Genomic DNA, 15,422 nt, shown 5'->3' with positions numbered 1-15,422 from the left:
GATACTCCACGGCGATTATTCGGGCCGACTGCCGGTCGTGGCGCTGAGAACCAGGCTCACCAGCTGCGAGCGTGAGGGCACCGGCCGGACCGAATGCAGGTGCCGGTGCCAATACGGGCTGTTGGCTCCCGGCATCGGCAACTCCAACGTCCCGGTGTCCAGCGCGGTCACCCCCGCCTGTCGCAAACCGCGGCGTTCCGATTCTGCGACCGGCCGGTCCGGTGTGGCGAACACCAACCATTGACCGGGCCGGTACTCGAACACCGGGACGGTCCACCCTTTCGACCGCGCCGCCGACTCGATCGGCCCGCCGATACCCGAGGGCATGTCCAGCGCACAGACCTGACGGCCCAGTTCGATCATCAGCCGCATGGCACCGGTCCACACCGAGGGGGACCACCGGGTGGTCCAGATTGTCGCCACGTCCACGTGAGCACACCGCCTGTCGGTTTCGGCTCGTCGACGCACGGCACATGTCGCGGCGGCTCCTGCGCGCACCGCCCGCGAGCCGACAGCCCTGTACGATATAGTACAATAGGTTGACTCAATAAACCGTATGGACTAGTCGCGAACCATATCCGGACGATCGGCAGACAGCCTGCTGACGTACCGAAGTTGTTGCGACACAGGGAATGTGAGGACCTCGCACCATGGCCTTCGTAGTGACGCAGAGATGCTGCAATGATGCGAGCTGCTTGTCGGAGTGCCCGGTCGACTGCATTCGGCCGCGGCCCGAGGACCCGGATTTCGCCACTGCGGAGATGCTCTACATCGACCCGCAGACGTGTATCGACTGTGGCGCGTGCGCCGATGCCTGCCCGGTCGACGCGATCTATTCCGAGGACGAGCTGCCCGAGGGCCTGCAACGTTACACCGACATCAACGCCGGCTACTTCGAGCGGCACCCGCTGGACGCGAAGATGATCCAGCCGGCGCCCCCCGGCCGGGTCGCCAAGGAGCTCGGCACCCTGCGCGTGGCGATCGTCGGAGCGGGACCGGCCGCGGCCTATGCCGCCGAGGAGCTGATGCGCCGCGCCGACGCCGAGGTGGAGGTGATCGACCGGTTACCCTCGCCACACGGACTGGTGCGAGCCGGTGTCGCCCCCGACCACGCGGGAACCAAGGCGATCACCACGACGTTCGAGGCCGCGGCCCGCCACGCCGGCTTCCGCTATCTGCTCAATGTCGAAGTCGGCGAACACATTTCGCATGCCGAATTGATGGATCACCACCATGCGGTGATCTACGCGGTGGGAGCATCGGCCGACCGCAGTCTCGGCATCCCCGGCGAATCGCTGCCCGGCAGCCATTCCGCGGGCGAGTTCGTGGCCTGGTACAACGGCCATCCCGACTACGCGGATCGCGTCTTCGACCTGTCGGGTGAGCGCGCTGTCATCGTCGGGAACGGCAATGTGGCACTCGATATCGCGCGCGTGCTCACACTCGACCCCGAGGAGCTCGCCCGCACCGATATCGCCGATCACGCCCTGGCAGCCCTGCGTGACAGTACGATCCGCGAGGTGGTTCTGCTGGGCCGTCGCGGCCCGGTCCAGGCGGCCTACACCTCGCCGGAATTTCTTGCCCTGCAACGGTTGCCAGGCGTTGATGTGATCATCGACGAATCCGAGCTCAAACTCGATTCGGCCAGCCAGGCCGTCCTCGACGATCCCGGCACCGAGCCGTCGACCCTACTCAAGGTCGAGCTGGCCCGGGAGTACTCGCAGCAGGCACAGCACCCCGGTCACAAACGGATCGTGTTCCGGTACCTGACCTCACCGGTGGAGATCCTCGGGACCGATCGGGTCGACGGGCTTACGATCGTGCGCAACGAGTTGGCCGAATCCGGCGGCGAGCTGACCCCCCGGCCGACCGATTGTACCGAGACGATCGCGACCTCGCTGGTGCTGCGCTCGGTCGGGTATCGCGGGCAGCCCGTACCGGACCTGCCCTTCGACGAGTCTCGGCATATCGTGCCGAACGAACGGGGCCGGGTGGTCACCGCCGAAGGCGATCCCGTGACCGGCGTCTACGTGACCGGGTGGATCAAACGCGGGCCGCGCGGAGTGATCGGTACGAACAAGGCGTGTGCCCAGGAGACGGTGGCCGGTCTGCTGGACGACTTCGCCGCCGGCATGTTGCCCGCACCCCGCCACGACCGCCGGGCCCTGCATGCCCTGCTGGCAGAGCGCCGCCCAGAACTGGTCGACGGCACCGGTTGGCGCGCCATCGACGCCGCGGAACGCGAACTCGGCAAGCGGCAAGGCCGCCCCCGGGTCAAATTCGTCTCGGTGGCCGAGATGCTGGCCGCATCACGCGGGCACTGACCACTCGACGCACTTCGAACAAAATTATTCAACTATTTTTCGCATCCTGACCCGAAAAGCACGATCAGTTCAATCATCTATCGGATAGCATCAAATCCCTGGCAGAGGCACGTCCGTGCCGCATCTGTTCATCCGCCCCGGCTGCACGGGGTCGCCAGGATCACGATTGGAGATTGAAGTGCACTGTCCACGGACCCCCGGGCGCATCGCAGCGCCACTGATGATCGCCGCGGCCCTCGCGGTGGCTACCGCGTGTAGCTCGTCGTCGACGTCGGATTCGACCCCCTCGGCCGAGCCGATCGCAGGTTCACCGAACAAAGCCGCCGGCTCGCCGGTCACCATCGGCTTCATCAGCGAGGGAAAATCGCCGGCGATCGACAACACCGACGAGATCAAGGGGGCCCGCGCGGCGGTGGCCTACGCCAACGACTATCTCGGCGGTCTCGGCGGCCATCCGATCACGCTCAAGGTGTGCGAGAGCCTCGGCCAGCCCGCGACCGCGACCGATTGCGCGAATCAGATGGTGGCGGCTGACGTGGCGGCTGTGGTCGAAGGTGTCGAAGGTCAGATCGATGCGACGATAGCGCCTCTGGCCGCGGCCAAAATCCCGTTGGTCACCCACACCGCGAGTACTCAGGCGGCGTTGCAGACGCCAGGGGTGTTCATGCTGTTGAACGGGCTGTCCTACTTCGGGACGCCCGCCGCACAGGCCAAGGCCGACGGCGTGAAGAAGGCCGACCTCGTCGTCATCGGCGTGCCGGCCGCGGAGGGGCCTGCCCGCCAGATCGGCGCGCTGCTCTACGGCAACGCCGGCGTGGGCCTGAACGTGACAGCGGTGCCTCCGGGCACCGCCGATATGACCCCGCAGATCGCCGCCGCCGATGGCGAACATCCCGACCTCTACACCGTCGTCGGCAACGACACCTTCTGCACCAGCGCCCTCAAGGCGATCAAGACCGTCGACCCGAGCGTGAAGACCACCATCATCGACCGCTGCATCACGCCGGGAGGCGCGAGCGCCATCCCCGGCGGGTACCAGGACATCAACGTGGTCACCACCACCGACCTCAGCAAGGACCGGCCCGACGGCAAACTCTTCGCGAGCGTCCTGGGCAAATACGGCGACGGTGCGAAATTCGGCTCCACCGCGGCCTTCGGCTACTCGCCAGTGCTGGGCATGGTCGATGCGCTGAATGCCGCCAAGATTTCGGAACCAACCCCTGCGACCGTGACCAGCACTCTGCAATCGGCGCCGGCGACGGAATACCCGCTCTCGGGCGGCGTCATGTTCCAGTGCAACGGTAAGCAGATCGCATTGTCGCCGAATATCTGCAGCACCGACGGCATCATGGCTACCGCCGACAAGGCCGGGACCCTGTCGAACTACCGCCGCGTCGCCGCGGACGCCAAGCTGTATTCGATGCCCGGCCGCTGACCACCTTCGGCGAACACGACTTCGGCCGCCTCCGAATCCGGAGGCGGCCGAACTATTTCCGGTTGCGCTTACGCCGGCGCGGTCCCGATCTCGCCGAGGTAGGCGGCCTCGATCCGGTCGGGATCGTCGATCAACTCCGTGGCCGGTCCTCGCAGCCGGACATCACCGTGCACCAGCACGATCGCCTCGTCGGCAACCTCGAGCGCCAGCCGCACATGTTGCTCCACCAGAATCACCACCGCCGAGGTTTCCTCGGCCACGCGGCGCACCACGGGGAGCAGATTCTCGACGATCACCGGCGCCAATCCCATGCTCATCTCGTCGATCAGCAGTACCGCGGGGTTCTGCGCCAGCGCCCGGGCCACCGCGAGCATCTGCTGCTCGCCTCCGGACAGCGCGCCCGCGGCCACGTTCAACCGTTTCGCCAAGGCCGGGAACATCTCCAGGCACGCGTCGACGCCGGGTCCACCGCGCCTGTGCGCAAGCTGCAGATTCTGTGCCACCGTCAAGGTGGTGAACAGGTCCCGGCAGTCGGGTACCAGGGCCAGTCCGGCCCGGTTGGCGGCGGCGGGCTTCCCACTGGGCAGCGCGGTGCCGCCGACGCGGACCTCCCCGCCCAGGCGCGGCAGCAGACCGGCCATCGTCTCCATCATCGTGGTCTTGCCGGCGCCGTTCGGGCCGAGGACGGCCAGCACCGTCCCGGCGTCCAGGCGCAGTCCGATATCGCGGACCACGGCGACCGAACCGTGCCCGGCGACCAGTCCGCTGCATTCGAATGCCGGTGCGGCAGAAGTCGTTTCAGTCATCAGATCGCCAATCCACTGGTGTGCGCGCTGCCCAGGTAAGCTTGTGCGACGACGCGGTCGGTGCGGATGTCCTCGGCCGCGCCCGAGGCGATGACCTTGCCGAAGTCGAGCACATGGATGCGGTCGCAGAGTCCGAGTACCAATCCCATGTCGTGATCGACCATGACGATGGTGACCCCGCTGTCGCGGACATCGCGAAGACGATCGCCCAGCCACTGGCTCTCATTGGTGTCCAGCCCGCCGGCCGGTTCGTCGAGCAACAGCACATCCGGCGATCCGACCAGCGCTCGCGCGATCGACACCAGCTGGCGCTGCCCTTGGGAGAGCTCACCCGCCAGGCGGGCGCGCACCTCGGACAGGCCGAGCAGATCCAGTACGCGGCTCAGCTTCTGATCGTCACCGCCGCCACGGCGCCGGCCTGCGGTCAATCCGACGCGCACGTTCTCCTGCACATCCAGGTCGTCGTATAGTTCGACGGCTTGGAAGGTCCGGCCCAATCCGGCCCGGATGCGCTGGTGCGGGGGCATCGCGTCGATGTTCTCGGTGCCCAGCAGCACCGCGCCCGTGTGATCGGCAAAGCCGCTGATCGCGTCGATCAGCGTGGTCTTGCCGGCGCCGTTGGGTCCGATGAGCCCCACGATCGCGCCGCGGGGAATCGACAGGCAGATGTCGTCGATCGCGACCACGCCGCCGTAATGCACCGACACATCACGCAATTCCAGAGCCGTGGGCGCGCCGGAATCGATCGCCACGACCGGCGCGGCCGCCCGCGGTGGCACGGAACCGACTGCGGCCCCGGCCTTCTCGACCCTCGCCCCGCCCCGTCGGCGGGCCACGAGCGTGTGGAAGGGCCCGACGATTCCGTCCGGATTGAGGATCACGGTGAAGATCAGCAGGATGCTCGCCACCACCGGATACCAGCCGTGTGCGGAGAAGACTTCGTCGACGACGATGAACACCAGGCCGTTGGCCGCCAGCACGCCCGCGAGCAGGCCACCGGCGACCGATGTCGTCCCCGCCAAGTACACGGTGCCGAACAGCACGAGGCTGTTCAATGCCGAGAACGCGTCGAAGGTGACGGTCTGCCCCTGATAGGCCAGCATCGCACCGCCGATTCCGGCGATGAACGCCGCGATGGCGAAGGCGACGATCTTGACGCGCACCACGCTGACCCCCGCGGCCGCGGCGGCGCGTTCGTTGGCCCGCACGGCCAGCATCTGCGACCCGAGCGAACTCCTGCGCAGATATGCCACGCCGAGTGCGACCACTACGAGCACGAACAGGCACAGGAACGCGAAACTCAACCGCGGATACCCGTGCCCGGAACCGATTCCCAGATCCCAGCCGAACAACGAGGGCGAGCCGCTCGCGACACCCGACGAGCCGACCAGATCCACATTCCGGAACCAGAGTGCTTCCACCGCATAGGCCATGGCCAATGTCGCCACCGCCACGGTGAGTCCGCGGATGCGCAGCGCCGGCAGGCCGACCAGCACGCCGAGCGCGGTGGCCACGAGCGCGGCGCACAGCGGGGCGAGCGGGAACGGAATATGCCACGAGGTGCTGATCGGGCCGAGGATGAATCCGGCGACACCCGCGATCGTCAACTGCGCCAGCGACACCTGGCCCGCATAGCCGGTGACGACCACGGTCGACAACGCGATGATCGCCATGATCAGACTGATGATCAGGCCGGTGCGGTAGCGGTCGTGCAGAACCACCAGCGCCACCGCGGCGACCACCACCATCAGCACGGTCGTCGGCAGGATGCGCCGGGGTCGCGGCGCTTTGCCCAGACTTCGCAGAATGATCGCCCCCCGCGCCGGGAGCGGCCGCGATCTGATGAGGAGTACGACCAGAATCAATACCAGCGGCACCAACTCGGGAAGCCCACTCGAGGGCAGCGCGGCGTGTTTGGAGGCGAGATACTGCGCCTCCGATTGCAGGGCGCCGACCGCCAGTCCGGCGATCACCGCCACCACGACGTATTCGAAGCGGGCGACCACGGCCGCAGCCAGCGCCGGCACGATGAACAGCGTGTAGGCGACGGGCACCAACGGCACGATCGGGGCGATCAGGATGCCGGAGAGCCCGGCCACGGCCGAGCTGAGCATCCAGTTGTAGACCGCGACGCGATCGGGTGAGATACCGCTGATGTAGGCGCCGCGCTCGGTCTCGGCGCAGGCGCGGGTGGCCAGGCCGAACTTCGTGTACTTGAAGATCAGCGACAGCACGATCGCGAGGACCAGGATCGCGACCGCGAAATACAGCCGATCCGCCGAGATCCGCAGATCGCCGTTGCGCCAGATGGTCGCCGGGAATATCGGGTCCACATTGATCGGATCGGTGCCGAGTTCGACGGCCACCAGACCGGCGGGCACCAGCGAGACTCCGAGCGCGGCCACCGCGCGCGCGACCGCGGGCGCGGACCGCAGCGGCCGGAAGATCACTACGTACAGCAACGCACCCAGCACCGCGGCGATCACGATGGACAGCAGCAGTGCCGGCCACATCGCCAGCCCGTCACCGAATGTGATCGATGTCGGCAGACCGGGCACCAGCAGCAGGAATTTGCCCTCGCGCAGGTAGGCGTAGACATAGGCCGTGTAGAGCGCTATCGCGCCGGAGGCGAAGTTCACCACACCCGAGCTGCGATAGGTCAGGACAACGGCCAGGGCCAGGGCCCCGAATACCGCGCCGTTGCCCAGACCGAGCAACAGAAACACCACATGTTGAGTCATTCCAGAACGATCCTCCGGGGCACTGTCGAGCCGGCGCGGATGATGCTTGATGGTCCGGCCGCAGGTCACGGTATCATCGAATAGGTAGATGATTGATCGTTTTGAGCTATATTGTGCGGGGCGATCAAGCCGGGGTGACACCCGATCGCCGTAGTGTCACGCGGTAGGTGTAGTGCTCGGGCAGAAATTGGCTCACCGACAATTCCACCGCCGCGCCGCCGGCATCGGAGTACAGCCGGTCCACGCGCAACATCGGATGTCCGGGTGCGCAGCCGAGTTCGGCGGCGGTCGCCGGGGTGGCCGCGGCCACCGTGATCGATTGCGCGGCCTCGACGATCGGGCTGTTCAGGTGCGGTTCCAGCAGTCCGATCACGGTGTAGGGACTGGATGCGCCGTCGGCCAGCTCGGGCGCCGCGGCCACCGAGCGGGCGATCGGCTCGGGTAGATGCACGGTCGTGCACACGAACGGCACTCCGTCGTGCAGGCGGACGAAGACCACCGTGTACACCACATCGGTGTCGAGCCGGAGCCGGCTGGCCGCCTCGATGTCGACCCGGCGACGCAGCCCCGACCGCACCTGCATGGTGGTGTCCGACGACAACTGCATGAGGTCTTCGATCGAACCGAACTGCCGCAGATACCGCTGTTCGGCGCCGGTGGCGAAGGTACCGCGCCCGGCCACCCGGTACACCTCCCCCGCCGCGACCAGATCCTGGAACGCGCGGCGCACGGTGTGGCGGCTGACCCGATGTCGCTGTGCCAGTTCCATTTCGGTCGGCAGTGCCACTCCACCGGCGTAGCGGCCGGCCGCGAGTTCCGCCCGCACACTGCGCGCCACCGCCCGGTACGCCGGTTCCGACTCCACCCTGTCCCGCCTCATGGGAAACAGATCCTACGGACCGCCGACGGCTCAGATACCGCCGCGCGCGACGAGCTGACCGGCGATGACATTGCGCTGGATCTCGTTGGTGCCCTCGCCGACAATCATCAGCGGGGCGTCGCGGAAGTAACGCTCGGCGTCGTATTCGGTCGAGTACCCGTATCCGCCGTGGATCCGCACCGCGTTCAACGCGATGTCCATGGCGACCTCGGAGGCGAACAACTTGGCCATTCCCGCTTCCATATCGCAGCGCTCCCCGCGGTCGGACTGTTCGGCCGCATAGCGAGTCAGTTGCCGCGCCGCGGTCAGTTTGGTCGCCATATCCGCCAGATAGTTGCCGATCGACTGGTGCTTCCAGATCGGCTTACCGAAGCTCTCCCGATCCTGGGAGTAGGCCAGCGCATCCTCGAGCGCCGCCGCGGCCACGCCCAGCGCCCGCGAGGCGACCTGGATGCGGCCCGTCTCGAGCCCCTTCATCATCTGTGCGAATCCCTGACCGGGCGCACCGCCGAGGATCGCCGACACCGGCGCACGATAGTTGTCGAACGACAGCTCGCAGCTCTCCACGCCCTTGTAGCCAAGCTTGGGCAGATCACGCGAGACGGTCAGGCCGGGACCGTGCTCCACCAGGACGATCGAGATACCCGAATGCCGTGGTACCGCCGCCGGATCGGTCTTGCACAGCAGCGCGATCAGCCCGGACCGGCGCGCGTTGCTGATCCAGGTCTTGGCTCCGGTGATGACCAGCTCGTCGCCGTCGCGTCTGGCCTGGGTGGTCATCGCCTGCAGGTCCGAGCCGCCGCCCGGTTCGGTCAGCGCCATCGTCGCGCGCAACTCACCGGTGGCCATCCGTGGCAGGTAGGCCTGCCGTTGTGCGTCGGTGCCGAAGAGGGTCAGTAGTTTCGCGACCACGGTATGTCCGCCCATCGCCCCGGCCAGGCTCATCCAGCCACGCGCCAATTCCTCGGTGACCTGGACGTAGCAGGGCATCGACACCGGAGTGCCGCCGTATTCCTCGGGCACCGCCAAGCCGTAGATGCCGATCCGCTTCATCTGCTCGATCCACTCCTCCGGATAGCGGTTGGCGTGCTCGAACTCCTGTACCTTCGGCTTGACCTCCCGGTCGATGAAGGCCCGGACGGTCTCGACGAGCAAGACCTCCTCACTGTTCAGCCATCCGTGGTTCACGTCGTCTCCTCCAGGCCGTGGACAATTTGTACGGCCATTTCTCGAAATGTTGGTTCGCCGGCTGAGCATACGCCGTGCCGAAAGGTCGACAGGCGCCAGTTGCATTGCTAACGTGCCGATCTACTGCCCGGCAGCGCAAGTCAGCCCCGGGTCAAATGTACGTACATTAACCACCGATCGTAGGAGCACGTCTATGCCGTCAGAGCAGAATCCGGTCCGGCGGCGCGCCGTACTGGTCGTCCCGGGCGCAGCCGAACACAGGATCGTCAAGGCGCTGCACGCCGGTGCCGACGAGGTGGTGATCGACCTGGAGGATGCGGTCGCCGTCGACGCCAAGGAATCGGCGCGCGAGCTCGTCGCGAATCTGCTGCGCGGAATCGAACGCGCCCCGGCGCGCTCGGTCGCGGTGCGGGTGAACGGGTTCACGACCGCGTGGGCCGCCGACGATCTGCGCGCGCTCGCCGCGACGAGCACCGTGGACAGCATCGTGATTCCCAAGGTCGAGGACTCCGCGACGCTCGAGCGCGCACACGCGCTGCTCGACGGCCATCCGGCGAGCCTGCAGGCGCTGATCGAAACACCGCGTGGCGTGCTGGCGGCCGACGACATCTGCCGGACCACCGCTCCCCTGGCCGCCGTCGTGATCGGATACGCCGACCTCGGCGCCGCACTGGGCCGCGGCGCGGACCTGCCGCCCGGGCGATGGGCGGCCATCCAGGATCGCATCCTGCTGGCGGCGCGGGCCAACGACGTCGCGGCGATCGACGGACCACATCTCGCCGTCACCGACGACGACGATTTCCGCAGCCGCGTCCGGTGGGCGCACGAAGCCGGATTCGACGGCAAATGGGTTCTGCATCCCGCCCAGATTGCCACGGCCACAGCACAATTCACTCCCAACCAGGATGCGGTCGAACAAGCCCGCGCCGTCCTCGCCGCGCTCGACGAGGCCACCCGAGTCGGCGCCGGGGTAGCCCGGCTCGGCGACCGCATGCTGGACGAGGCCGTCGCGATCGCCGCCCGGCGGGTGCTGACACGAATCGGAGGACAACAGTGATGACGACACCCGGCGACGGGCCCTACTTCGACGACCTGCGGGTCGGCCAGATCTTCGACGACGCACCCTCGATCACGCTGACCGACGGCCTGGCGGCCGCACACCAGGCCATCGCGGGCGATCGCCTGCGGCTGGCACTGGACCGGCACCTGTCCACCACGGTCACCGGCGTGGCGCTCGCCCACCCTGCCCTGGTCTGGGATGTCGCCATCGGCCAATCCACGATCGTGACCCGGCGAGTGAAAGCCAACCTGTTCTACCGCGGGCTGAATTTCCATCGCTTCCCCGCCCTCGGCGATACGCTGCGCACCCGGACCGAGGTCGTCGGACTCCGGCAGAACTCCGCCAAACCTGGCCGCCGTCCCACCGGCATGGCCGCGCTGCGGATCACCTGCACCGACCATCTGGAACGCACGGTGCTCGATTTTCACCGCTGTGCGATGCTGCCGCTGAGCGAGAATCCGGATCCCGCCAGGGTCGTGCCCGACGACGACCTGTCGCGCATCGGCATCGACACGGAGCCGGCACGGACCACACCCCCGCCGTGGGATCTGCGCGCGTTCCGTGCGGCTGTGCCGGGCACCCACTTCGATCCGGCGCTGGCCGGGCAGATCCGGCACTCGAGCGGTGATGTCGTCTCGAACGCGCCCGAATTCGCTCGCCTGAGCCTGAATATCGCTGCGACACACCATGACTACCGGGTCGGCGAACAGGGTCGGCTCGTCTACGGCGGGCACGCCATCGGCATCGCACTGGCACAGGCCACTCGTGCGTTGCCCAACCTCGTCACGGTGCTGGGCTGGCATTCGTGTGATCACACCGGCCCTGTGCACGAGGGTGACACCCTGTCCAGCGAGCTCACCGTGGACAGCGCCACGGCGCTGGTCGACGACGGTGGCGTATTGCAGCTGCGCTCGCGCGTGTTCGCCCACAACACCGCCACCACGGACCGGCAGGTGCTGGACTGGCGCTTCACCGCACTGCTGGCATGAATCAAATCTGACATGGCATAATTATTTATATGATTCTGTTTTCCGCGTGCGCCGGAGGGGACAGCCTGTGATCAACTCGTCCGTAGTCGTTGCCGACACCGAAGAGCAGCAGTCGCTGGTGGAAGCGATCGCGCAGCTGCTCGACCGCCACTGGGGCCCCGGCTCCGCGCACAAGCTGATCCAGGACCCGGACCGGGTCAGCGAGGTGTCGCTGTGGTCGCAGCTCGCGGAGGTGGGCGTCGCGGGACTGCCGGTCCCCGAATCCCAGGGTGGATCCGGCGGCAGCTGGGCCGATTTCGCCGTGGCCGCCGAGGCGCTGGGTTCGGCCGTGGCACCGACGCCGGTCATCGCCGTCGCGGGCGCGCTCGGCGCACTGAGCGCACCGAATGTCGCGGGCGGCGACCTGTCGGCGCAGATCGCCTCCGGACGCGTCGTCCCGGCCGTGGCGTGGACCGAACACACCGGAATGCCCGCGGTCGCAGGTCGATTCGAGGCCGTGGCCGGTGACCACCCCGACCGGGCGCTGGTCTCCGGCACCGCGGCGTTGATACTGACGCCGGAGGCCGACGTCGTCCTCGTGCTCGCCGAGAGCGAATCCGGCCCGCTGCTGATCGCGGTGCCGACCTCCGATACCGACGCGGTGCGCACCGAGCGAACCCAGAGCCTAGATCTGCTACGCCCGCTCGGCGCTGTGAATCTGCGGCAGGCGGCGGGCACCGTTCTGGCCACCGGTGACGACGCGGTGGTGGCGATCCGGCGCAGCCTGGTCACCGCGGGACTGGCCCTGGCCGGTGACCTGACCGGCGTCGCGAGCCACTGTCTGTGGGCGGCGGTCGATTACGCCGCCACCCGCGAACAATTCGGCAAGCCGATCGGGGCATTCCAGGCCGTCAAGCACAAGTGCGCCGACATGCTGGCCCATGTCGAATTGGCGCGAGCCACCGCCCGCGAAGTTGCCGGGCTGCTGGATTCCGGCGCCGGGGCCGCTGCCCTGGATCAGGCGGTCGCCTTGGCGCTGCTCGAATCCGTCACGGCCGCACAGCATGTCACCGCGGACTATATTCAGGTGCTGGCCGGAGTCGGCTTCACCTGGGAGCACGAGGCACACCTCTACTATCGCCGGGCCGGCGCCTCGGCCCCGCTGTTCGGCGGCGTGAGCGCCGCCCGCGAGCGCCTCGACCCCACCCGGGACGCGGCCGCGTCGACCGTGGCCGCCGAGATCGCCCCTGGCAGCCCTGCCGCCGAACTCGCCGCCGCCGTCGAATCACTGCTGCCGCTGCATCACGAGCAATGGGGTGCCGACGATTCGTTCCCGGCCCGGCTGTCCTGGCAGCAGCGCCTGCACCAGGCCGGCTGGATCGCACCGCACTGGCCGACGGAATTCGGCGGCCGCGGGCTCTCGATCGTCGATCAAGTCGCCTGCGACCAGGTGCTGGCGGGCTCGCGTGCGCCCATGCTGGCTGGAGTTCTGGGCGTGAACAACGTGGCGCCGACCCTGATGCACTACGGCACCGCGGAGCAGCGCGAGCATCTGGCCGCCATCCAGGCCGGGACCGAGGTGTGGTGTCAGGGCTTCTCCGAGCCCGGCTCCGGCAGTGATCTCGCCAGCCTGCGCACCCGCGCGACGCTGGACGGCGACGAATTCGTCATCAACGGCCAGAAGATCTGGACCTCGGAGGGGATGGAGGGCACACACTGCCTGCTGCTGGTGCGCACCGACCCGCAGGCGCCCCCGCACAAGGGGATCTCGGCCCTGCTGGTCCCGATGGACACCCCTGGAATCACCCGCCGCCCGATCACTCAGATCACCGGCGAGGGCGGATTCGCCGAGGTGTTCTTCGATGACGTCCGGGTGCCGCGCAGTGCGTTGCTGGGCCCCCTACACGAGGGATGGAAGGTCACCATGACCACGCTCGGCTTCGAACGCGCCGGAGTGATCATGATGGCCGGACGTCTGGAACAGACCGTCCTGGATCTGGTAACCGCCCTGGCCGGCCACGAGCTTCCCGCACACGCCCGCGCCGAGCTCACCGACCGACTGAGCGAGGCCCGCGCGGTCGGACTGCTGGGCAAGCGCGCACTGGGCCGGATCGCCGCCGGTGGTGCGCCGGGCGCCGAACATTCGGTGATCAAGCTGGTCTGGAGTACCACGATGCAGGCGATCGGCGACACCCATCTGCGGGTGCTCGGCCCGGCCGCGATCACCACGGCGACCGGTGCCGCCGCACAGCACGACTACCTGATGTCGCGCTCGGCCACGATCGCCGGCGGCACCACCGAGATCATGCGCAACATTCTCGCCGAGCGCGTGCTGGGCATGCCGAAATAGGCGCGAGCACAACACATATCGGAACAACGAAGTCCGTATATAGGAGAAGAAGTGGTGTCTGATCGATTGCGAGTGGGGATCGTCGGCGTCGGATGGGGTGTGCACGTGCAGGTGCCCGCATTCCGGGCGGTCCCCGAATTCGAGGTGGTGGCCCTGTGCGCGCGCACCGAGGCCAGTGTGGACAAGGCCGGTGGTCGTACCGGGATCACGGATCTGAGCACCGATTGGCCCGCCTTCGTCCGGCGCGACGACCTCGATGTCATCTCCATCGCGACGCCGACGGTGGCTCATCACGATCAGGTGCTGGCCGCGATCGAGGCGGGAAAGCATGTGCTGTGCGAGAAGCCGCTGGCACTCACCGACGACGATGCGCACGACATGCTCTCCCGCGCCGAGGACAAGGGTGTCGCGCACGCGGTGTGTTTCGAGGACCGCTGGTCACCGGAGAAGTACGCGGCGCGCGAATTGATCTCCGGCGGCTATCTCGGCACCCCGTATTCGGCGCGGGTCAGCGCCCGGGTCGACTACTGGCATCCGGCCCATCCGTTGCAATCGGAATGGATGTACCGCAGTGCCGACGGCGGCGGCTATCTGCTGGGTCTGGGCGCCCACGACCTGGACTACCTGTGCTGGCTGTTCGGAGAGCCGGCCGCGGTGTGCGCCGATGTGCGCACCACGGTGCCGACCCGCCAGCGCCCCGACGGCACCGTGCTCGAGATCGACGCCGACGACACCGCATCGGTGCTCATCCGCTTCGAGTCGGGGGTCGTGGCCACTCACACGCTGACCGCGATGGGTCTGCACGCGGGCGCCTCCTACCACCTCGACATCACCGGCAGCGCCGGGGCGGTGGCCATCGACGGCACGCTGTTCGAACGCACCCTGCTCGCCGGTACCGCCGACGAGCCCGCACTGAGCACCACACCCGGCTCGTCCCGCATCCCGCGCTCGGGCGCGTTGTCCTTCGAGGGCGGAGCACGGAACGGCGCCGCACGGCAACTGGCGCTGCTGCTCGAGGATTGGCTTCCGGCATTCGACGGAAAACCGACCCCCGACGTCCCCGGCCTCGCGGACGGATTGCGGGTCCAGCGCATCATCACCGCCGCCCGCCGGAGTTCGGCGGGCGCGGGATGGGTCGAATTATGAACGGGCACAGCTACATCCGACATCACTGGGGCTGACACCGTAGTCTTCTCGGCGGTCACGCCGGGTCGCCACCGACCCCGGTAGCGACCCGGTGCGACAGACCGCCGCACTCAGACGTTCCTTCTCGCGAAACCCTTGTATCCGAAGAACTTTTCGAAGTTGTCATCGTTGATGGGCTGGCGGCTGTTGCGGTCGCGAGCGGCTTCCAGTACGGCGAGCCGCTGTTCCACCCTCGTCAGCTCTTCCGATTCACCGGCCGCGGCGAGTTCGCGCGCCCGCTGCGCGAGGGACTCCACCTCTTCGTGCAACCGTACGGCCACCTCACTGTAGGTGAGCAGGTCATGATCGTCCTTGTCCGCACGCTCCGGGGGGTTACCCTGCTCCGTCATCGCGACCTCCATCGTCTCGAACCGCGTATCCGATGCGCACTCTACGCACGACGCCCACAATCAGCTGAATAAATACTCTCTTAGTATATCCGGCGCAAGCTCGCATGGGCTTGAACTGGAACTTCACCCAGCACC

The 15,422-nt window shown here is 67.6% G+C and carries 12 protein-coding genes; 6 read left to right on the top strand and 6 right to left on the bottom strand.

All coding sequences use genetic code 11. From position 1 onward, the window contains the following. Nucleotides 1-15: 15 nt before the first annotated feature. Complete coding sequence (locus A5780_RS18140; protein ID WP_064909048.1) at nucleotides 16-429, bottom strand: hypothetical protein; 414 nt, start codon at nucleotides 427-429, stop codon at nucleotides 16-18. Between the two features lie 221 nt (nucleotides 430-650). Between A5780_RS18140 and A5780_RS18135 the strand changes: the two genes are divergently transcribed. Together A5780_RS18135 and A5780_RS18130 are read left to right on the top strand one after the other, a co-directional pair. Continuing rightward, entirely contained in the window at nucleotides 651-2,324 is a 1,674-nt protein-coding gene (locus tag A5780_RS18135; RefSeq protein ID WP_064909047.1) for an FAD-dependent oxidoreductase, read from the top strand. 178 nt (nucleotides 2,325-2,502) lie between these two features. Further along, nucleotides 2,503-3,759: an ABC transporter substrate-binding protein gene (locus tag A5780_RS18130; protein ID WP_156769545.1), complete on the top strand. Its 1,257-nt coding sequence runs from the start codon at nucleotides 2,503-2,505 to the stop codon at nucleotides 3,757-3,759. A 68-nt stretch (nucleotides 3,760-3,827) separates the two neighbouring features. Here the strand turns inward: A5780_RS18130 and A5780_RS18125 are convergent, their stop codons facing one another. The 4 genes from A5780_RS18125 to A5780_RS18110 all read right to left on the bottom strand — a co-directional run bounded on the left by A5780_RS18125 (nucleotide 3,828) and on the right by A5780_RS18110 (nucleotide 9,374). Then, nucleotides 3,828-4,565, bottom strand: a complete 738-nt coding sequence (locus A5780_RS18125; protein ID WP_064909046.1) for an ABC transporter ATP-binding protein — start codon at nucleotides 4,563-4,565, stop codon at nucleotides 3,828-3,830. After that, entirely contained in the window at nucleotides 4,565-7,306 is a 2,742-nt protein-coding gene (locus tag A5780_RS18120; protein ID WP_064909070.1) for a branched-chain amino acid ABC transporter permease/ATP-binding protein, read from the bottom strand. Before A5780_RS18120 ends, A5780_RS18125 begins: the two co-directional genes overlap by 1 nt. A gap of 124 nt (nucleotides 7,307-7,430) precedes the next feature. Further along, nucleotides 7,431-8,186, bottom strand: coding sequence for a GntR family transcriptional regulator (locus A5780_RS18115; RefSeq protein WP_064909045.1), 756 nt, complete (start codon nucleotides 8,184-8,186; stop codon nucleotides 7,431-7,433). A 30-nt stretch (nucleotides 8,187-8,216) separates the two neighbouring features. Next, nucleotides 8,217-9,374, bottom strand: coding sequence for an acyl-CoA dehydrogenase family protein (locus A5780_RS18110; RefSeq protein ID WP_064909044.1), 1,158 nt, complete (start codon nucleotides 9,372-9,374; stop codon nucleotides 8,217-8,219). Between the two features lie 193 nt (nucleotides 9,375-9,567). Here A5780_RS18110 and A5780_RS18105 point away from each other — a divergent pair, with 193 nt between their 5' ends. The 4 genes from A5780_RS18105 (at nucleotide 9,568) to A5780_RS18090 (ending at nucleotide 14,898) form a co-directional block, all read left to right on the top strand. Next, entirely contained in the window at nucleotides 9,568-10,431 is an 864-nt protein-coding gene (locus tag A5780_RS18105) for a CoA ester lyase (RefSeq protein ID WP_064909043.1), read from the top strand. Further along, nucleotides 10,431-11,423 carry a MaoC family dehydratase gene (locus A5780_RS18100; RefSeq protein WP_064909042.1) on the top strand — a complete coding sequence of 331 codons (993 nt, stop codon included), beginning with the start codon at nucleotides 10,431-10,433 and terminating at the stop codon, nucleotides 11,421-11,423. Before A5780_RS18105 ends, A5780_RS18100 begins: the two co-directional genes overlap by 1 nt. Before the next feature lie 67 nt (nucleotides 11,424-11,490). Then, a complete protein-coding gene (locus tag A5780_RS18095; RefSeq protein ID WP_197521787.1) occupies nucleotides 11,491-13,752 on the top strand; it encodes an acyl-CoA dehydrogenase in 2,262 nt (753 codons plus the stop codon). Nucleotides 13,753-13,803: 51 nt separating this feature from the next. Then, complete coding sequence (locus A5780_RS18090) at nucleotides 13,804-14,898, top strand: Gfo/Idh/MocA family protein (protein WP_231982999.1); 1,095 nt, start codon at nucleotides 13,804-13,806, stop codon at nucleotides 14,896-14,898. A gap of 110 nt (nucleotides 14,899-15,008) precedes the next feature. On the opposite strand, the gene A5780_RS18085 is transcribed toward A5780_RS18090, so the two are convergent. Further along, nucleotides 15,009-15,287: a hypothetical protein gene (locus tag A5780_RS18085; RefSeq protein ID WP_063009877.1), complete on the bottom strand. Its 279-nt coding sequence runs from the start codon at nucleotides 15,285-15,287 to the stop codon at nucleotides 15,009-15,011. Nucleotides 15,288-15,422: the final 135 nt, after the last annotated feature.

It is taken from the genome of Nocardia sp. 852002-20019_SCH5090214, assembly GCF_001665865.1.
Taxonomy (GTDB): Bacteria; Actinomycetota; Actinomycetes; order Mycobacteriales; family Mycobacteriaceae; genus Nocardia; species Nocardia nova.
The sequence above is the reverse complement of the archived record's forward strand: the minus strand, read 5'-3'. Positions and strand labels throughout refer to the sequence as shown.